Here is a 19,905-nt window from a genome sequence, read left to right as displayed (position 1 = left end):
GCAGGTAAAAATTATTTCCTTCCTCCACTAACCTGCCCCGTTAGTAGAATAAGAAAAAGCTACCAAATTGGCAGTTGGCTCTTAAACTATTGCACCCGTTAGTTGAAGAAGAAAAGTGACGCTTATTCAACAATTGCGCCCGATTGTGGAAGTTCAAGATAATGATTATTGCCTATAGCTTCTTAAACTACCTCACTCTGTTTAAAAAGGAGTCACCTTCATTACCAATTAATATTTTGGCGATTCCTAAAGAATCCACCATTTGGTCCATCTTCTTCTAATGTTGCCAACCAAACAGCAGTATCAGCTCCTTCAACGACTGTACTAGGAGCGCTTTCTCCCCCCATGTCAGTTTGAACACTGCCAGGGCATACTGCATTTACTTTTATATTTGGTTCTGTGATTTCCTGAGCGATTAGACATGTTAATGCGTTTAACATTGTTTTGGATATACGGTAAGCTCCCGATAAGCCTTTCAAACCTCCAAATCCCTGAAGAATTTCAAATGCTCCTAAACCAGAGGAAAGATTTACTATCCTCCCATAACCTTGCTCTTTCATTAAAGGAACACTTGCTTGAATCAACCTTAGGGCTCCAAAGAAATTTGTTTCAAAGGTCTCTTTTACCACCAACTCTTCTACTTCTAAAATAGAAACTCCCCTGTCAAGGATAATTCCAGCATTATTCACCAGTACATCTAGTCGACCATACTCATCTTTTACTCGTTTAATCATCTGTTCTACACTGTCTGGATCATTTACGTCGACTACTTGTAGATCAATAGTCAGTCCATTTTTATACATTTCTGTAACAGTCTTTTCCCCTTTTTCTATATCCCGACATCCGATCAGCACATGGTATCCTTTTAAAGCCAACTGCCGTGTAATTTCTTTTCCAATACCACGATTTCCACCCGTGACTAAAGCAATCCTTTGATTGATTGAGCTTATTTTATTACTCATTTTAATTATCTCCTTGATTGATACTGTTTTTTAAATCTGTTACTACATCCATCAGCTGGGATTCAGCCCTACGTAAGATCGCTATTTGTTCTCTGATTTCAGTAAGTTTTTTTTCCCCTTTTTTAATTCCATTTTGTATACATGCGTCTTTTATTTGTCCATCGCTCGCACAATGAAACAAATCAGCGATCTCATTTGTTTTCAAACCCATGCTTAAATAAAGTTGAATCATTTGGATCTGTTCAATATCAATTTCACTATACTGACGATAGCCATTTTCTAATCGAATCGGATTCAAAAGGGCTTTTTCTTCATAGTACCGTAAAGAGCGAAGGCTTACTCCAGTTCTTCGAGCTAATTCACTAATGTGCATTTATAAGCACCTCCTTAAAATTTCTTCTTACCTTGGTTTAACTATAAACCATCACATCGTGTGAAGGTCAATATTATTTATTCACCTAAACAGTCCGTTATTTGAATAACTTATAGTTCGATTACTTACGAATAATTTCATCTCTTATTCAAGAATATGGCCCGATTGTTGAACACAAGCTAAACAACACTCTTCCACTAAACTCCCTCAATAAACAAAGTGAAAACACACGTTTTCTCCAGTATTCTCAGTATTTTATAGAAGGAAATTTTAGAGTTAAATGCTCGGTATTATGGTTGGATTTATCCGATTGTCATTCAAAATAAAAAATAACTCGAATTCGAGTTATTTATCTTGCAATGTTATCAATTGAGTGGTAAAGTGATAATAACGGAAGGGAGTGACAAACAATATGCAACAAAATACTCGCGGGTCATTAATATGGCTAAGACTCACTCGATTCACACATCATAGTAACCTGCTATCAAATGATTTTTTAAAACAATTTGATTTGACAACCGCACAATTTGATGTGTTAATGCAAATCTCAACATACGAGCCATTAACACAAAGTGAGCTAGCCGAGAAAGTCACGGTGACACAAGGTGGTATTTCGCGTATGCTCGCTCGCCTTGAAAAAGACGGACTCATTGAACGGAAGCAAGATTGGAAAACGAAAACGATCTCGTTAACGAATAAAGGACGCGAAAAACTAGATAATGCGTTTGACGCTCAGCTTGCGTTCCAATCTTCGTTCTTTGATGAGTGTTTATCTGAAGAAGAACAAAAAACTTTGTATTCGCTCATGTCACGTGTACAAAAAAATAGTGAAAAAAAGAAATTGCCGAACAGGTAATTTTTTTACCTCATCACTTGATTAATCAAGTGATGATTAGGAGGAAAAAAATATGTATACAATTCCAGGACATCATCATATTTCAATGATTACAAAAGATGCAAAACAAAATAACCACTTTTATCGTGATGTACTTGGTTTACGCCGTGTGAAAATGACGGTCAACCAGGATGATCCGTCGATGTATCACTTATTTTACGGGGATAAAATCGGAAGTGCAGGTACAGAGTTATCATTCTTTGAAATCCCACTCGTTGGACGCACATACAGGGGCACAAACGCCATTACCCAAATCGGTTTACTTGTACCAACAGAAGCGAGCTTAACCTATTGGAAATCACGTTTTCAGGAGCATAATGTTCAACACAGTGACATCACAATGTACGCCAATCGACCTGCCATATACTTTGAAGATTCTGAAGGCCTGCGCATGGTGCTGCTTGTATCAAATGGTAGTAAAGCAGAACATTGGGAATCGTGGGAAGGATCAAACGTGCCCGCAGAACACCAAATTCAAGGCATGGGTTCAGTAGAAATAACCGTACGCAGACTAGATAAATTAGCAAGAACATTAACAGGGATGTTTGGCTATACGGAAGTATCACGTACGGAAGATGAAGGGATTTTCCAATCCGTACAAGGTGAAGTATTTGGCGAAATCGTTGTGAAATATTTAGATGGACCTGCTGAAAAACCTGGGCGCGGCAGTATTCATCATTTAGCCATTCGTGTTAGAGATGAAGTAGAGCTTGCCTACTGGGACCAACAAGTACGAGCACGAGGATTTCATTCATCTGGCATTGTGGATCGCTTCTACTTTAAGAGCTTATATTTCCGTGAATCAAACGGTATTTTATTTGAGATTGCAACAGACGGACCAGGTTTCACAATCGACGGAGATATCAAAACATTAGGTGAAAAATTGGATTTACCGCCATTTTTAGAAGCTCGTCGTGCAGAAATTGAAGAAAATCTAAAACCAATTGAGGAGAATTAACTATGGAACAATATCGCATAGATCCATCAAAAGGTATGGAATTTGGACTATATTCATTAGGAGATCATATTCCTAACCCACTAACAGGTGAGCGTGTTACAGCTCAGCAACGAATTAATGAATTAATAGAAGCCAGTAAACTGTCAGAACAAGCAGGTATTGATGTCTTTGGAGTTGGTGAAAGTCATCAAACTTACTTTACTACACAAGCACATACCGTTGTCTTAGGTGCCATTGCTCAAGCGACAAATAAGATTAAAATCACAAGCTCAGCAACAGTACTAAGTGTTTCAGACCCTGTACGAGTGTATGAGGACTTCGCCACCATCGATTTAATTTCAGATGGCCGTGCAGAAATTGTTGCGGGTCGCGGATCGCGGGTAGGTGCCTATCACTTACTAGGCGTTAATTTACAAGATTATGAGGAAATTTTCGAGGAAAAATTGGAACTGCTCAAAAAAATAAACGAAGAAGATCATATTACATGGCAAGGCGAATTCCGTCCTGCATTACAAAATGCACAAATACTGCCACAACCTAAAAATGGCTCACTCCCCATTTGGCGTGCTGTCGGCGGGCCACCTGCAAGTGCCATTAAAGCAGGTTTTATGGGGATTCCAATGATGCTGACTACTTTAGGGGGACCAGCAATCAATTTTAAACCTTCTGTTGATGCTTATAGAGAGGCGGCTGAACGAAATGGCTTTGATTCAAAAACATTGCCTATTGCGACAACCAGCCTATTCTATGTTGCAGATACAACAAAAGAAGCATTACAAGGGATGTACCCACATATTAATGGTGGATTCCAAGCTATTCGCGGTGGCGGTTATCCAAAACAACAATTCGCTCAAGCACCTGATACACGTGATGCATTAATGGTGGGAAGCAAACAACAAATTATTGAAAAACTGCTGTACCAACATGAACTTTACGGCATGCAGCGATTTATGGCAGAAATCGACTTTGGTGGTGTGCCTTTCGAGAAGATTATGAAAAACATCGAAATCATCGGGAACGATATCATTCCAGCAATTAAAAAATATACAACCCAATAAGGAGAGATTGAAATGAAAATCACTGTAATTTCCGGCTCAATCGTCGGTTCAAAAACAAAAACGGCCATGTCCAAAGTGGTTCAAATGCTTGAAAATAAGTACTCTGAGCACGAAGTTACGCTGCTGGATTTAGCTGACTATAAAGTAGAATTTAGTGATGGCCGTAATTTCTTTGAATATGAAGGTGATACTAAATACGTTGCAGAGACGATCATGGGCGCTGATGCCATTATTATTGGTACACCAGTGTTTCAGGCATCTATCCCAGGTACGTTAAAGAATATCTTCGATTTACTTCCAGTAAACGCGTTTCGCGATAAAGTTGTAAGTATGCTTGTCACAGCTGGTACACCAAAGCATTATTTAATGGTGGAACAACAATTAAAACCTATTTTGGCTTATATGAAAGCACAAATTGTTCAGACATATGTTTTTATCGAAGAAAAAGATTTTTATCGAAAAGAAATTACCAATGACGATGTGTTATTCCGGATGGAGCGTTTGGTAGAAGATACAGTTGTATTAACTGAAACATATAGAAGTATTCGTGAAGCTAAAGAGGCAAAATACGATTTTTAATAGAAGCTTTAATGCGGGTACTGAAATTGGTAAGATTCTAAATAACAAAAGCTAATTGGAATGGCAATCGGCTTTTGTTATTTCACATCAACAGCGACATTATTGATTTTCAACTATATTCTACTATTCTGCCCCGTTAGTGAAACAAGAAAAAGGACCGCAACTACAACTCCTTGTTTCGCTCAAGCACCCGTTACTTTAAGTACAGTTTTTCACAAATTACCTCAATTAATGAAAATAATCCGATTTTTATTCAAATATTTCTTTTTTATTCTCCACTATTCTAGCTACTTTCATTTTGACGCGAGGAACACCATCTTTTTGATAATAATCATTTAATATTTGCTCTACTTCATTTTTGTCTGTACCAAGTATCTTAGGCGAAAATTGCTCAACATAAATGTCACCATAACCTTTGACACAGTTCGCCATTGTATCCAGTGCAATTAAACTTAAAGGTCTTTCTTTATTTAGCCAATATTTCATTCTTTCCCAAGTTGGGAAGCATACGGCTGCCAACCTCCCCCAATTATCGTTAAAAATTGTGCAAGTTGACTCAATCCAATCAAGTATATTGCTTGAACGAAAACGGTATAGGCAGGTAAAAGCCGCTATTGGCAATTCTTTTTCACTTACCAATTTCAATTTCTCAAATATATTTTTTAATCCCTCTTCGGCTGGCAAACTACTGGCTGTTGCCCAAGAAATTGAGTAAAGAAATTCCTCGTCATAATTCTCCCAAAGTTCCCTTACCCATCCCGAAGCAGAAGTACCTAAAACATCAGCTACGATTTCCAGCATTCGTGATTTTACTTCATAATTTTTGGTTCCATAAAACCTAGATTTTACAGAACTCAAGGTCTTTTGGGTATCGTGCTTTTTAAGAGCACTTATTACATCATTCTCAAGAAACCATCTGGTTATTGAAAAATCTAATAAAGACTCCAAATCATTTCGAACGGCTCGTAATGTTGGTGCTTTATCTTTTTTAGTTGTAAATACATCTTCTTCTGGTTGACAAGCCTCTCCGTCTTCTTCATAAAAATCATCGTGTAATAAAAATTTATTAGGAGAATGGACAACAGCTAAGTTGTACCATTCAATAGGTCGTAACGAATATTTTAATAGCCTTTCGTGACATTGATTACATAATTTATAAGGCTGATTAGGGTCGTCAGACGTTTCTACAACATTAATCTCGTTTCTTTTACAGGCTTCACACAAATCAGTTATCATCATTAAAAATCACACCTCATATTGATTATCTTACATAATTCTATTTGCATTAACTTTTTTCCTTTATTTCACTAACCTCCCTCAATAAACAAAATAAAAACTCACGTTTTGTCCAGTATTCTCAGTATTTTATAGAAAGAAATTTTAGAGTTAAACGCTCGGTTTTATGGTTAGATTTATCACATAAGGATAAAATTGGACCTTTGAAACAAAAAGACTTATGACTCATTAGCCACGCAATTACAAAAAAATGGTGGATGAATTAAAATATGATTGCACTGATGGATGTCCACATTTCTCATGGAGGTCAACCCTCCCATGCCTCACAGAGTCTTCGCTCTAAAAATTCCTTCGTCCAACCTTTACATGAGGTGTAGATGGAGAGCACTCATAGGAGATTAATCTTTTTCTGATCGTTGCGCTACCTGAACCTTAATTTTTAATATATGTAGAAAGGTGGATTATTCTAAGCGTTTTTCAATTTTATAATGATCTTTTAGTAGGCTCAGCAGCCTTTTTTAAAAGTGATTTTCTGGGTTTCTTTTTACATGTCTTTTTTCAGCTTTTATTTTCAAAGGGAGTGCAACAAGAAAAAAGCTCCCAACACTGGCAGTCGGATAGTCCACTCAAAGGTACCTCGTATGCTGTATTTGTTCCACAATCATCTAAATATTGGATAAGTGACTTTAACTATTGCTCGTGGGGTCATTTTTAAAAACTTTTTTTGTACCATTACTTTTATATGGTTTTGCACTCTTTTTTTTGTTTGTACTAGCTTGCCAACGATTCCACCCCTTCTTGTCTGTTCCTCTCCCTGTACCGCCTTTTCCTTTAGCTTTACTCATAAAATCACTCCATTATTATTCTAAGTTGATATTTACCTATCGAGTTAGTTTTAGTCATTTTACTCGGTTATTAACCAAGCATCTCAATATCCTTCCACACTCCCCGTACTAATGTGAAAAAAAGAGTCCAATAATCGTTATTATCACTTAAATTCTGAATTGGCAATTGCTACTATAGAAAGAATGTCGGATGATAATATACCCCTGCTATTCTTTTTCTATGACTAAATTATCTCTAAATATATCTAAAGGGTCCCAATTACATTTTCTTTGGAAGCTCTAAAAAAAAATTTTCCGGTTGCTCCATTGATATAAATTATTTTAAATTGTGAAAGAACAATCAATGGCTCTAATGCAAACTCGACTACTTCCTTGTAATAATATCCCAAATACTTTCAAACATTATTTTCACTCCCTAAAAAGGGTAAACCATTTTTTCTATTACCACAAGTTTCTAGGAAGAGTATGGTTTTCAACCACAATTTTCGCTAACCTGCCAAAATTTCTGCTAAGCACAAGTACATAATGATTAAAAGAAATCAACGAAGCTAAGAGTTTGCAAGCTTTTTCATTTTCTGTTATGATAAAAAAGAATTATTTTTGTTCGGTGTAAAGGATAGTATAAGTGTCGACTTTTCGTCTTGATGATCACTTTGGGCAAGGATAGTAACACATTGTCTGGTTACACACTAGGAGGCAACAAAAATGGAACAAGGTACAGTTAAATGGTTTAATGCAGAAAAAGGTTTTGGTTTTATCGAGCGTGCTAATGGAGGCGACGTATTCGTACACTTCTCAGCTATCCAAAGTGACGGTTTCAAATCTTTAGACGAAGGTCAAAAAGTTACATTTGATGTTGAGCAAGGACCTCGTGGAGATCAAGCAGCTAACGTTCAAAAAGCTTAATCTAAATAAAATTATACAAACAGGCCCTAATAGAGCCTGTTTTTTTATGTATTTCTAGATTAATCTTAAATAAAAAAACCTACTCAACAGTGAGTAGGAATCTAAAACAGGTACAGTAAAATGATTTTAAGCTTTAAAGGTTCACTACAGTATAACATATTGATGAACAATATACAGAGCTTTCATCCACCATTCAAAAATTAATTTGAAAGTAGGTATATTCCTATTGAGCTAACCTGCCCTTTACTTAAAAATATAAAAGCTGCCGAGATTGACAGCTTACTCTTCAACTCTTATTAGCTAACAAGGAAAAACATATAACCTCCGTGGTGAGCAGTTCTGTTTATTTCATTATCTCTTGTTTATCGAGATCCCTTAACGCCCATGTTAAAATATCATTTGCGTAAAGTCCTACATCATCTGGTGAAATTTCAACAAATTTACCATCAATAAATGCAGCCCAATGGATGTTTTCTGTAGGTTTTTCAACCAATCCATTGATTCCTGTAATCATACCGTTTGTTTCCGTCACATCAAAGTTGTTCTTGGTTATGTCGTATATATTGTCTCCCTCTTCAAATGTTATATTTTTCTTTACTATAACTTTATTGTTTTGATCCATAATCTGAACAACGCCAGTTACTTCAACTGCATATGCTGGATTTACATGCAATAAAGCAAACAAAAAGGGGAGTGCAAAAGCAAGTTTATACATAATATATCCTCCTCATTATTTATCTTATTTTTTCCTAATGTCATCAAATTATGTCAATAAAAACACCCAACAAGTTGTTAGGTGTAATTTCAAAAATATATAGAATTTACTAAACAAATTTGTGTACCGGTTATATGTAGTTAAAAATTATTATGAAAGCATCCTTGGACATTCCACAATATAGTATAGTACCATAAGGATTGGATATTAGAGTTTCGTGGATTACTTTCTTCCACAATTCTTGATTTCCTTATTCAATTAAACTCCTTTAGTCGAATAAGAAAAAGCCACCAAATTGGCAGCTGGATCTTAAACATAAGCATCTGTTAATAAAATAAGCAAATTAGTTCTTAACTTCATGCCAGGCAAGTTTAGGTCTTGTATCAGGGTATCCGAATTGCTGGCGATATTCCTTTCGTGCTTCTGTAAAATCAAACCAACATTTATTACTTTCTGGATTATTGGCATGATGGACAATGCAACGAAAAGCATCTTCTAAACAGGGATCTTCCCAGTATCCACACTTCTCTTCCCAACAATTAATTAGATCAGAACCATCCATGTTCTTTATTTCTTCAAGCGAATAGTAACCTAAATCTACTATCCGTTGGGCAACTTTTGGACCAATCGAGGGAACCGTTTGAAATATAGCTAAAGCACGCAGATATTTGGATCTATCACTGGATATTCCCAAGCATTGAGAAAGTTCCAATGTACTAATATGCGAAATATCGTTTAATTTAATTTTACAAGTTCTTAATTTGGCTCTTTCTTCCTGCGTTAAAGGAAGTTTAGGAGCAGAATTCGGCATAGGCTTCACCTTTCCAATACGTTTTTCGAACTTCTAAAACACTCTCTACTAATCCAGCATCCTCCGAAAACTTTTAATTTCTCTCTGCTGAAATCTATTGAGAAGATGGATTGACGCTATACATTCTAAATATGGAATATTCATAAAATTATATACGTCTCCACCCATAGAAGGCTATGACTAGATCATGTCCGTTAATTTTACTAAGACGCTCATCAAGGAATTCACCAATTTTGATACCCCCAACAGACTCATAAAACTTTCTTGCGGAAGAGTTGTCCTTAAAGACTCCCAAAAACATTGACCTTATCTCATTCTGTTTAAAGTGATTAGTAACGGCATGTAACAACTTTTTTCCCACACCAATACGTTGATAATGAGGCAAAATATATAGCGTGTTTAACTCGCCTTGATACCCTTGAGGTGCATGATCAGGTAAGGAGCCCATTGAAAATCCTATAATTTTATCTTGTCTTTCAGCTACATAACAAAATGATTGTAGATTGCTATTCTCCAAAATCCCCTTGAATCTTTCAACTGTACTTTCGTTCGATATTGACTCCATAAACTTTTCTGACACAATCCCCTGATGGGTTGCCTTCATACTATCTACATAGATTTTTGCGACAACCGGTAACTCTTGGGGTTCCATTTGTCTAATTATCAAATCTGTCCCCTCATTTCAAATAGTATTGTTGGTACCTTTGTTGAGTTGCACTTGTAATAAGATAAGAAAAATAAAAATATCACGATAAAGCCAATTAAAGATTACCTCAAAATTCCTCTCAATCTAATTATTCTAAAATAATTCATCTTTTTTACTACAAACTCCTTCTTTTCTTTGTCACTATCCTGCCCCTTTTCTTGAATAAAAAAAGAACATTCCTTATAAAAGGAATGCCTCCGTTAGTTGCAAAACTTATTATTTTATTACAAGTCTTTGTTAATTCTCAATGTTGATTTTCAGCCAAAACTATAACCTACTCATTAAGGGCGGTTTATTAAGCTATCGTTCTCCGTTAGCGGAACACCTTGTACGTCTATTTCTCCAACTCATAGCGGGCCGCGATAATGCCCGACTTGAGTGTTCGACTGGACAGTAGCTTAAGCCTGATTTTCTCGCTGCCGTCGAATACCGATTTTCCGCCGCCTAGGACGACTGGACAAATTGTAAGCAAGAATTCGTCGATCAGGCCGAGCTTAAGCAGCGTCTTCGCCGCTCCCGGGCTGCCGAAGATAACAAGATTTTTGCCGGGCTGCTCTTTGAGTACCTTGATTTCCTCTGCGATATTGTCCTTGATCAGAATCGTATTGTTCCATTCCACCTTGTCCATTGTGCCGGAAATGACAATCTTCTTAACATCCTGCAGCCATTTGGCATGCTCCATATCGTGCCTTGACGCATTCGGATTGTCCAGCTCTTTGGGCCAGTAGCTCTCCATCATGCGATACGTCTTCCGTCCGTAAACGGGAGCTCCAACTTGGGCTACGACCTCCTCGGCGTATTTCTCTAATTCCTCGTTGTACGGAATCCAATCGAGTCCTCCGTTCAAATCCGACGCATACCCATCCAGCGATACATGCATGAACAATACGAGTTTTCTCATGTCCGTTTCTCCTCCGATTTCGAATTTATTTTGTTCGATTTTTTTGACCGTTGTCTGCGTTTCATCCTGCTGTTTCGTTCATTATAAATCATTGCGTTATGTAAGGTTCAAGTGGAAATGTGAATTTTTTGAAGCAAAACAATGTTTCACACAACTGCCACGTTAGTCGAATAAAAAAGCCCCCAAATTGATCGTACATCTATAACTTACCCGGATCGGTTTATGAGCTCTATTAGATCTAGAGCCAATTGTATTCCAGAATTATTTTGACCAATATTAATTTTATCTTTCTGAATTATGACTTTCCGCTGACTACCCAAGCAAGCCCAAACATCAAGAAAATAAACAATACGATAATATTCAATTCCACTTCCGTACTAATCGAGACCTACTTTCACCTCAGTATTACATTTCCCACACAAAGAATGTTATTTATATTGTTTTTTAGCTAACCTGCCCCTTTACTTCAATAAGAAATACCATCCTATGTTGAACTATTATGCCTTTATATTATAAAAAGAGGTTGGGACATAACTAATTTAACTATTTTTAAATCCGAATAGTTTCTATTTAAACTAAGTGATATGAATAAAAAACCCAAACTATTACGAAACTCTAAATTAGAATTTCGCATGATAGTTCGGGTTTTTCTTTAGCTGAAAACCTTTTGTCCCAGCCTCTTTTCCATTGTTTAATTTCATTATATCTTTCTAAAAAATTCAAGTATATAATTTCGCAAAGTATATTCAATGCATAAGCTTTCATTTTACGAAAACTTAGTTGAAGTCACACATAATTATAAATATATGTATTTAAATCATCTGGCGGAGAAGGTGGGATTTGAACCCACGCAGGCAGGTTTACTACCCCTAACGCATTTCGAGTGCGCCCCCTTAAGCCACTTGGGTACTCCTCCAAATAAATGATTCCTCTATTATTATACTAAATTCCCCTTTTTTTTCAATAATAAAGGATTTCCAATGATACCGAACAACAGAATAGGAATTCCAAAAAGCGGTTACCTTAAAGGTAAATTATTGTAGGAGGAAGAAGGCTTTGGAAACAATAGAATTTTTGACCTTTAAAGAAGATTGGACCTATGTTAAAAGAATGATTATCAGTGTGGCTGCCCAGTTGGAAGATAATCAAAGCTATGTGCGAGAAATGGCAATCGACGACCTAGTCGGGATTATTCAAGAAATGGATAAAAGGGAGCCAAAAAAGGATAAAGATGAAACAAAAATTTCTATTGATTAAAGAAAATCTGTTAAAATAGGCAAGCAGACTCTGTCTCAATTTAAACACTATATTCATCACAACAAGAGATTAGGAGGGACGTTACATGTTAGGATTTCTGCAAAAAATCGGTAAATCCTTGATGCTGCCTATCGCGGTGCTGCCCGCAGCAGGTTTATTATTGCGCCTTGGTCAGCCGGACTTACTTAATATCAAATTTATTGCGGAAGCTGGAAATGCTTTTTTTGGAAGCATGGCGATTGGACAAGATGCAGTCTTTAGCAACCTGGCACTATTATTTGCTATTGGTGTCGCCATTGGCTTTGCAAAGGATAATAATGGAGCAGCTGCATTAGCTGGTGCCATTGGCTATATGGTTTTAACCTTTACCACTCATGCTATTAATCCTGCGGTTAATATGGGGGTTCTTGGAGGCATTATTTCCGGGATAATCGCCGGTATACTGTATAATCGATTCCACGATATCCATTTGCCTACATGGCTTGCTTTCTTCGGCGGGAGAAGATTTATTCCCATTATTACAGCATTAGCAGGAGTTATTCTGGGAATTATATTCGGCTATATCTGGCCGTATGTACAAGATGGAATTGATGCGTTAGCTCACTGGATAACAAGCGCCGGCGCTATCGGTTACGCCGCTTATGGTTTCTTAAACCGACTGCTTATTCCTTTAGGGTTGCATCATATTATCAACACTCTTGTATGGTTTGATTTCGGTACCTTTAAGGATGCTGCCGGAAGTGTATATCATGGAGACATTACAAGATTCTTGCACCATGATCCAACGGCAGGAACTTTTACGACCGGTTTCTTCCCTATTATGATGTTTGGTTTGCCAGCAGCATGTTTTGCAATGATGGCAACTGCGAAAACAGATAGACGTAGAAAAACAGCTGGTCTATTGCTTGGTATGGCCTTAACCTCTTTTGTCACAGGGGTTACCGAACCAATTGAATTTGGATTTATGTTTGTATCTCCACTGCTTTATGTTATTCATGCTTTACTAACGGCTTCATCGTTTGCCGTGACGTACTTGCTGGGAATCCATGATTCCTTCAGCTTTTCAGCAAGCTTAATTGATTACATACTAAACTTTGGAATTGCCCAAAAGCCTATTCTATTACTTTTAGTTGGCTTGATTTACGGGGTTATCTATTTTATCGTTTTCTACTTCGTTATCAAATGGAGAGATTTAAAAACACCTGGACGTGAGGATGAAGATGAATTTACAGATGACGATACCGTTAATCTATCTAGCGAGGATAAATATACCCATATGGCTGCTGGATTTTTAAAAGGGCTAGGTGGAAAAGAAAATTTAACGAATATTGATAACTGTGCTACTCGTCTACGTTTAGATGTAAGGGATAGCGGAAATATTGATGAATCGATGATCAAACGCTTTGGTGCAAGGGGAGTAATGAAAACTAGCAAATCCAGTGTACAGATTATCGTCGGTCCAGATGTAGAATTCGCAGCCAATGCATTGAAAAGACTATATTCTTTAGATCATCCTCCAGAGCCAGAAACACCAGCAACACAGACGGTACCGGTCAATAAGTCCGATGCTGTCAAAAAGTTCGAAAAAGATTCCTTTATAGCACCGATTAGCGGTAAGCTTTTAAAAATTGGTGATGTTCCAGATAAAGTATTTTCCGAAAAAATGATGGGGGATGGATTTGGAATTGAACCATCTGATGGAGAAGTTCTGTCACCTTTTAATGGTGTGGTGAAATCCGTATTCCCAACCAATCATGCCATTGGCTTAGAATCTGAAGATGGTTTGGAATTACTGATACATATGGGACTTGATACAGTTAACCTTAAAGGGGAAGGATTTACTGTCTATGTTAAAGATGGCGATTGTATCAAACAAGGACAAAAGCTGGCAAACTTGGATATTGATTTTATTAAAGATAAAGTTCCTTCTATCGTAACACCAATTATTTTTACAAATCTGGAGCAGGATAAAAAAGTTATATTGTTAAAAGAAGGAAAGATTGAACGCGGTGACAATGGGTTTATCGACTTAGAATAAATAAAAAGAAGGTGGTCAATTACAATTGTCCACCTTCTTTTTATGCATAAGCAACACGATTTCTGCCATTATTCTTTGCCTCATATAGTGCAATATCTGCTCGATGATAGCAAGATGTGAAAGGATCTGCCTCCTCCATATTGAGTGAGGCAACTCCAAGACTGGCTGTAACGATAATGGTTTCATCCCCCACCGCAAATAAATACGCTTGAATGGCCGATTTTATTTCCTCTGCAATCAACATAGCTTCTGAAAGTGCTTTATCAGGTAAAAGAAAAATAAATTCCTCCCCGCCTAACCTAGATGGAAAATATTTATCCCCCAACAAATTTTTTATCAGCGTTCCAACCTCTTTTAAAATTTGATCTCCAGCAGGATGACCATAATGATCATTTACATGCTTAAAGTGGTCAATATCCATCAAAATAATACAGATTTCCTTTTTGGATTTATCCATCCTCACCATTTCTATTTCCGTACGTTTCATAAACTCCATTCTATTCAAGAGACCAGTTAAAGAGTCATGAGTTGCCAGAAACTCAAGCTGGGTATTTTGCTCCTCCAGAATTTGATTTTGTTTATCGATTTCCTTCTCTTGAAAAATCTTATAGATACTATTTCTCCACATTATTAAGGCAATTCCAAAACTAATGCCGATAACGGAAATGCTGTTAACACTTTCTGATAACAATATATTTTGATTACTCTGAGTTAACGATATACCGTAATGAAAGAAGATAAAGGAGAAAACGTAAATCAATAAGGAATAAATGGGATGCATGAAAAGTATAACGGCAATTCCGATGCATACACTTATAAAAGCATTGATACCTGCATTCACGTATTGGTCAAAAGCACTTAGAACAATGCCGAAAAGGAAATAACTTATTATCGTAATGAATTGCAAATAATTGGCCACTCTTCCTCTATCTAGCCGCTTTTGCTTTAAAATAAATGCAGTCCCACCGATTAATAGAATGATAATAAACATAGTAAAGTGGGTAAAAGCTACACCTATTCTCCATCTATGAACATTTTCCGCTGACTTAAAACCGGGATCATACATCAAAAAAATAAATCCATGCGCTAAATGAATCAACATTAAGATAATCGAAAGGAGATAAATGCGATGGTTATTGATAGAGATTATATCTTCCTTTACGATTTTACTATTCACATTTAAGGGATGATTTCTTATTCTCTCCACAAGCTTCATTTTGTGTCCTTCTCCACCTGTATAACAGGATTTGATTAAAATTACTCTTACAACTTTTCGTGACTTTTTACCTAATATCACACAGGTTTATTTTTCGACAAATTCCGCTTACTTTCAGAGGACTTGTCGAAGAATTTCTTGGCATTCTTCTATTAGTTGATGGTTGGAGTTATCATGTGCATATAGTAGGAGCAGGGTTGTTGTGTAGATTGCTTTGAATTTTGCTAGATTTTCCGTTTGTGTATCCACACTTCCGTAAATGCTATAGAATAATGCTCGTCCTTCGGGAGGAATAAACGTATAAACGATAGACAAGTCAATGGCAGGGTTTCCAATATGGGTATCTCCCCAGTCAATAATGCCGGAAACTTTCCCTTTCCTATCGACCAGCATGTTTCTCGGATGAAGATCCCCATGGACTAATGCTAATTCTGTTATTGTTTTGTCCGGGGGAAGAGATTCAATAAATGGGATAAGTTCCTTTTGAGAGGTATATAGACCTAACTCTGCAGCAACATCTAGATTTTCCATTAATTTCGGTTTGCGGCTTTTAATATCGAGCCGCTTCAATTCATCATAAGGTACCTTTAACTGTAAGGCATCCCTTACAGGAAAACGATGCAAGGTCTTTAAAAACTGCGCTAATTCTTCCACTGACTGCATTCTTTTTGGAGCTGGCAGTAATCCAGGCGTTGTACCTTTCACGATAGGATATCCCGTAAACGGCCATGGATACCTTTCACCTGCAACTCCTATAAAAGTAGGTTTTGGAATAGGGATAGGAAGCTTGTCTGCCAATTTAGGTAAAATTGTATTTTCTGTTTCTAATAATTGCGCAGCAACTTGCCGGCGTGGAAATCGAAAAATATATTCATTATTTACCTGAAAAACAGTATTATCAAAGCCTTCTCCGATTACATCCGCCTTTACTGGTTTAAGCTGCGGGAATTGCTCCTCTATTAATCGATTTGCTAGTGATTCTGTGACAACCTCTTGCGGATCCCATATTGGCGACATGAAGACACCTCTATTCATAAAAGTATTATATTATGAGTGTAATCGATTTCACATGCTTGTGACAAACAATCATAAAGGATTGAAGGGCAAACTTCCCCTTCAATCCATTGTTTAATCGCTGTTCTTCAAACGATCAGGCAGACTTTGGATTGATTGTATCACTGCCTCCAGTTTGGTCTCTATACGATACAAAAGATACAGTGTAACAACAATTGGAAAGCCAACCTCATTGATGAAGGACATGATATTGTCCAACTCAATTCCCCTCCTTTCTTAAGAGAATCGGCACGGAACTAAGCTTTTTAAATAGCGAAAGGCCAGTCCAAATCGAACTAGGCCTTCCATTTCCGACATTATTCAATCGTATATTCTGTAACATTATGATCAACTAACCTAGCACCTTTCATTTCTGTATACGCATAGCCGCTGGCATTATGAAAGATATTAGATGCGATGATCTGCTCCATCGCTGACTTCACCTTTGCTACATCCACAGGTTCAATTGGGTCATCAATAGAAATCGTAGCCGTTTTATTATTGGCTGTGACAAATTGTAATTCGAGTGTCTTCATTTTTCCACCTCCCTTTCTACTAGTGATCAACAGCATTAACACTCACTACGGCTGAACATCTGAGCTGTCATTACGTTCCACTCCATAAAGCGCCTTTTGTGATAAAGATGCAATAGCCTGTGCCGCGCTTTGCAACTCATCAGGAGTAGAATCTAGACGGATATTGCTGAAAGTCTTACTTTTAAACAATTGCTTTCCTTCACCATCCACTCCATTATCAAAGACCAATTTAAGCTTGGATTCCTTCAATAGTGTTTCTGCCATTTGTATCACCTCCCTTCACCTTTTATATAGGCTTCTGGGATAAAAATGGACACCCTAAAATAAAAAAAAAAGACTTTCCAGATGAAAACCTTTTCATTTTAACTTTATTTAATTATTCCATAGCGAATGGCTTTTACTGCGGCCTCGGTTCTATTTTTCGCATGAAGTCGTTTCATTATATTTGATATATAATCTCGGACGGTATATTCACTTAAATGAAGCTTCTCTGCCGCTTCTGTTGTCGAAGCACCCTCTGCTAGCAGCTCTAAAACATCAATCTCCCGTGAAGATAGAGACACGAGTCCAGAATCCAATCCAATCCACTTATTGGCCCCAGAAAATTTCATTAATAATTCCCCCGCACTTTGACCGAATTTAAGAAGGGCTGTGAAAGTATTACTGTCTACTTGAAAATGCTTGCCGGGGCCTTGGTCTAAGATAGCTGCAGCGATTAATTCCCCTTCAGACGGCACATAGATTGGAGCTACCACAACAGACTCCAGTTGAAAATGCTGAACATAACGAGAAGGAAATTCCTTCGATGCATTGGAAATATAAATAGGCTGGAAATTTTTCAGCGCCTCATTTTGCGGATTCAGCTTCGTAATACTTTTATATAAGGATGGGATGTTATCAACATGTTCTTTTATATTTCGGATATCTTCATTATTAAAATGGTATCCGAACAGACCTAACCCTGTTTCATCCTCATTAGAATACTTAAATAACGCACATCTTTCAAAAGGAAGATACTGTGCATATCCGTAGGCAATATTTTGAATAGCCTCCTCTAAGTTATGAGACTTCATAATCCATTCATTAAATAGAATAACAGCATCCTTCCATTGACTTCCCCATTGTTCTTGTCTTTTTCCTTCTTCTATTTGCAGTAAGTGCATCGCATAGGTTAAAAAAGGGGCTATGGAAGTAACATTTTGATTCTTAGTGCAAAATAATAATGTTTCACCTTTCCATGGGATTGGAAAAACATCACGGTTATCCTGACTTCCTGTTAATTGCAGAAGCGATTCCGTTAACAGAAACCATGATGGTTTTATGACTTCATATAAATTATTTTGAATAGCATCCTCCGGGATACCAATAATTTTTTTGAATCGGTAGCCATTCTCAACATGGCCTATGCGTGCAACCCACTCGATATGAAGCTGTTTTGATTGCACGAGTTGATGACAAAGGATATCAATATGAAATTGTCTTTTTCTCGAAATAGACAGCATTTCTTCGCATATTTTTGAAAAAAGAAATTGTACAGCTGGATGTAAATGAAAAGAACGTGTCGTATTGGCCTTAATGACCTTATGAACGGCATTTTCCAGCAGGGTCAAAATAAAAATTAACATATTCGGTTCAGGGGGTCTTTGAAATTGTCGATACCATTCAGAACTAATATCCATTAGCAATGTATCCGTTTGAAGATTTTCGTTCTGCAAAAAGTGCTCAAAAAAATGAAATGCAAATTCGAAGGCCTCTGCCGATTTCTTATTCGCGTTTTTCATATACTCCAAAATATCCTTCCACTCCGCCATGATTGAGTCTTTATGATCGTATAGAAGCTCCACACCATTTTTTAGAACAGTCTTCATATGGGTGTTTAATGACAGAGACATAGAGATCCCCCATTCCCATTGGATAAAATTCGAACTTTTTCAAATGAAATAATCAAGCCCTATTTCCACCATAGTACCACCAATTCTAGAAGGGTAAACTACTTTTCTTTCGTCAAAAACCTGCATAAACGCCATTTTTCGCTAAATTACATACACGACAATTGTAGGGGTACTCTTCCCATTTTCCTACATTAGTAGGAATACAATTATCAGACTTTTTCGAATAGAATTGAAAACAAAGGATTTTTGTAAGCGTTTCCGGAGGTGATGTGGAGGGTACAGAACTTATCGCTATTTTCACTTTTTGACAAAGAGAAAAGGGAGGGGTTTAAGATGAATGAAGGCGTTGTGATGATCCAGGGGAAGACGTCAAAGAAATTGTTTTTCAGTGCACTTTTATGTGGTTTTTTAATGTTAGGAGGATTGTTTGCAGTGTTTGGCATAACTGGTGTTGCTTATGCAACTCCTATCGGGGGGATTGGAAAGTTTAATGTTTCCTTCGATAAAATGGTTGGCCATGGATTTAAATTATATGGAGGTCTTTACGGCGACCCTAAAACAGGAGATAAGGAGAAAGTAACACCCGTCTTTGTTAACGATATTAAAAACGTTGAAATTAATAACCTTGTAATTTCAAGAGATGTTACGATCCCTATATTAGGAAAATATGAGGTGAGAATAACAGCCGGAAAAAATTCGCCTGTTAAGATTCAAGGATTAATTCAAAAGGCCGCGTTAATTCAGGGCGATGCCAAATTTACAAATATGGATATTAGCGAAAACTATGTAAATTATAGTGATCCACAAGCGGTAAGCAAGGCGTTTACGCAAGGTGCGGATACAGTAACCATTACAAATGGCAGTTTGGACACAAATTACCTATTCCAACAAGCAGTTACATTACCAGGCATGAAAGTAGAGTTTATTAAAAAATAAGTATATGGCTTTTCTTCAAGGAGTTGAATTAC

The 19,905-nt window shown here is 37.0% G+C and carries 22 protein-coding genes and 1 tRNA gene; 8 read left to right on the top strand and 15 right to left on the bottom strand.

Annotation, left to right across the window (positions count from 1 at the left end; genetic code table 11):
* Nucleotides 1-221: 221 nt before the first annotated feature.
* Complete coding sequence (locus CWO92_RS17670) at nucleotides 222-962, bottom strand: SDR family oxidoreductase (protein ID WP_101355527.1); 741 nt, start codon at nucleotides 960-962, stop codon at nucleotides 222-224.
* A 1-nt stretch (nucleotide 963) separates the two neighbouring features.
* Nucleotides 964-1,335: a MerR family transcriptional regulator gene (locus tag CWO92_RS17665; RefSeq protein ID WP_101355526.1), complete on the bottom strand. Its 372-nt coding sequence runs from the start codon at nucleotides 1,333-1,335 to the stop codon at nucleotides 964-966.
* Between the two features lie 412 nt (nucleotides 1,336-1,747).
* Between CWO92_RS17665 and CWO92_RS17660 the strand changes: the two genes are divergently transcribed.
* From CWO92_RS17660 to CWO92_RS17645, 4 genes are read left to right on the top strand one after another with little or no spacing between them, the layout of a single operon-like run.
* Nucleotides 1,748-2,191, top strand: coding sequence for a MarR family winged helix-turn-helix transcriptional regulator (locus CWO92_RS17660; protein WP_101355525.1), 444 nt, complete (start codon nucleotides 1,748-1,750; stop codon nucleotides 2,189-2,191).
* Between the two features lie 52 nt (nucleotides 2,192-2,243).
* Nucleotides 2,244-3,188 carry a ring-cleaving dioxygenase gene (locus tag CWO92_RS17655; protein WP_101355524.1) on the top strand — a complete coding sequence of 315 codons (945 nt, stop codon included), beginning with the start codon at nucleotides 2,244-2,246 and terminating at the stop codon, nucleotides 3,186-3,188.
* Between the two features lie 2 nt (nucleotides 3,189-3,190).
* Entirely contained in the window at nucleotides 3,191-4,246 is a 1,056-nt protein-coding gene (locus tag CWO92_RS17650) for an LLM class flavin-dependent oxidoreductase (protein ID WP_101355523.1), read from the top strand.
* 12 nt (nucleotides 4,247-4,258) lie between these two features.
* Nucleotides 4,259-4,825: an NADPH-dependent FMN reductase gene (locus tag CWO92_RS17645; RefSeq protein ID WP_101355522.1), complete on the top strand. Its 567-nt coding sequence runs from the start codon at nucleotides 4,259-4,261 to the stop codon at nucleotides 4,823-4,825.
* A 249-nt stretch (nucleotides 4,826-5,074) separates the two neighbouring features.
* Here CWO92_RS17645 and CWO92_RS17640 read toward each other — a convergent pair whose 3' ends face one another.
* Nucleotides 5,075-6,064 (bottom strand): hypothetical protein, encoded by a 990-nt coding sequence (locus CWO92_RS17640; protein WP_101355521.1) that lies wholly within the window; start codon nucleotides 6,062-6,064, stop codon nucleotides 5,075-5,077.
* A 683-nt stretch (nucleotides 6,065-6,747) separates the two neighbouring features.
* The gene (locus tag CWO92_RS17635; RefSeq protein ID WP_101355520.1) at nucleotides 6,748-6,906 is read right to left on the bottom strand and encodes a DUF3934 domain-containing protein; all 159 of its coding nucleotides are present in this window, start codon (nucleotides 6,904-6,906) and stop codon (nucleotides 6,748-6,750) included.
* Nucleotides 6,907-7,611: 705 nt separating this feature from the next.
* Between CWO92_RS17635 and CWO92_RS17630 the strand changes: the two genes are divergently transcribed.
* Nucleotides 7,612-7,812 carry a cold-shock protein gene (locus CWO92_RS17630; RefSeq protein ID WP_101355519.1) on the top strand — a complete coding sequence of 67 codons (201 nt, stop codon included), beginning with the start codon at nucleotides 7,612-7,614 and terminating at the stop codon, nucleotides 7,810-7,812.
* A 343-nt stretch (nucleotides 7,813-8,155) separates the two neighbouring features.
* On the opposite strand, the gene CWO92_RS17625 is transcribed toward CWO92_RS17630, so the two are convergent.
* From CWO92_RS17625 to CWO92_RS17605, 5 genes are all read right to left on the bottom strand, one after another.
* Nucleotides 8,156-8,527, bottom strand: a complete 372-nt coding sequence (locus tag CWO92_RS17625) for a DUF4430 domain-containing protein (RefSeq protein WP_101355518.1) — start codon at nucleotides 8,525-8,527, stop codon at nucleotides 8,156-8,158.
* Nucleotides 8,528-8,870: 343 nt separating this feature from the next.
* Nucleotides 8,871-9,338, bottom strand: a complete 468-nt coding sequence (locus tag CWO92_RS17620; RefSeq protein WP_101355517.1) for a helix-hairpin-helix domain-containing protein — start codon at nucleotides 9,336-9,338, stop codon at nucleotides 8,871-8,873.
* 148 nt (nucleotides 9,339-9,486) lie between these two features.
* A complete protein-coding gene (locus tag CWO92_RS17615; protein ID WP_101355516.1) occupies nucleotides 9,487-10,005 on the bottom strand; it encodes a GNAT family N-acetyltransferase in 519 nt (172 codons plus the stop codon).
* A gap of 373 nt (nucleotides 10,006-10,378) precedes the next feature.
* Nucleotides 10,379-10,945, bottom strand: a complete 567-nt coding sequence (locus CWO92_RS17610; protein WP_101355515.1) for a dihydrofolate reductase family protein — start codon at nucleotides 10,943-10,945, stop codon at nucleotides 10,379-10,381.
* Nucleotides 10,946-11,767: 822 nt separating this feature from the next.
* A tRNA-Ser gene (locus CWO92_RS17605) sits at nucleotides 11,768-11,861 on the bottom strand.
* A 140-nt stretch (nucleotides 11,862-12,001) separates the two neighbouring features.
* Between CWO92_RS17605 and CWO92_RS17600 the strand changes: the two genes are divergently transcribed.
* Nucleotides 12,002-12,202, top strand: a complete 201-nt coding sequence (locus CWO92_RS17600) for a hypothetical protein (protein ID WP_101355514.1) — start codon at nucleotides 12,002-12,004, stop codon at nucleotides 12,200-12,202.
* 85 nt (nucleotides 12,203-12,287) lie between these two features.
* Complete coding sequence (nagE, locus tag CWO92_RS17595) at nucleotides 12,288-14,240, top strand: N-acetylglucosamine-specific PTS transporter subunit IIBC (protein ID WP_101355513.1); 1,953 nt, start codon at nucleotides 12,288-12,290, stop codon at nucleotides 14,238-14,240.
* A 40-nt stretch (nucleotides 14,241-14,280) separates the two neighbouring features.
* On the opposite strand, the gene CWO92_RS17590 is transcribed toward nagE, so the two are convergent.
* The 6 genes from CWO92_RS17590 to CWO92_RS17565 form a co-directional block, all read right to left on the bottom strand.
* Nucleotides 14,281-15,456, bottom strand: a complete 1,176-nt coding sequence (locus tag CWO92_RS17590; protein ID WP_101355512.1) for a GGDEF domain-containing protein — start codon at nucleotides 15,454-15,456, stop codon at nucleotides 14,281-14,283.
* 114 nt (nucleotides 15,457-15,570) lie between these two features.
* A complete protein-coding gene (locus tag CWO92_RS17585) occupies nucleotides 15,571-16,473 on the bottom strand; it encodes a phosphotransferase (RefSeq protein WP_158175525.1) in 903 nt (300 codons plus the stop codon).
* Nucleotides 16,474-16,584: 111 nt separating this feature from the next.
* Nucleotides 16,585-16,716: a YvrJ family protein gene (locus CWO92_RS17580; protein WP_437177564.1), complete on the bottom strand. Its 132-nt coding sequence runs from the start codon at nucleotides 16,714-16,716 to the stop codon at nucleotides 16,585-16,587.
* Nucleotides 16,717-16,826: 110 nt separating this feature from the next.
* Entirely contained in the window at nucleotides 16,827-17,045 is a 219-nt protein-coding gene (locus tag CWO92_RS17575; protein ID WP_101355509.1) for a DUF2922 domain-containing protein, read from the bottom strand.
* Between the two features lie 45 nt (nucleotides 17,046-17,090).
* A complete protein-coding gene (locus CWO92_RS17570; protein WP_101355508.1) occupies nucleotides 17,091-17,309 on the bottom strand; it encodes a DUF1659 domain-containing protein in 219 nt (72 codons plus the stop codon).
* Between the two features lie 104 nt (nucleotides 17,310-17,413).
* Nucleotides 17,414-18,937, bottom strand: coding sequence for a response regulator transcription factor (locus CWO92_RS17565; protein WP_101355507.1), 1,524 nt, complete (start codon nucleotides 18,935-18,937; stop codon nucleotides 17,414-17,416).
* Between the two features lie 333 nt (nucleotides 18,938-19,270).
* Here CWO92_RS17565 and CWO92_RS17560 point away from each other — a divergent pair, with 333 nt between their 5' ends.
* Nucleotides 19,271-19,873: a DUF6230 family protein gene (locus CWO92_RS17560; RefSeq protein WP_101355506.1), complete on the top strand. Its 603-nt coding sequence runs from the start codon at nucleotides 19,271-19,273 to the stop codon at nucleotides 19,871-19,873.
* Nucleotides 19,874-19,905 lie beyond the last annotated feature (32 nt).

Origin of the sequence: Heyndrickxia camelliae (assembly GCF_002844575.1) — a bacterium.
In the GTDB taxonomy this organism is placed as follows: domain Bacteria; phylum Bacillota; class Bacilli; order Bacillales; family Bacillaceae_C; genus Margalitia; species Margalitia camelliae.
Note: the sequence above shows the minus strand (reverse complement) of the source record. Positions and strands in the feature narration are given on the sequence as shown.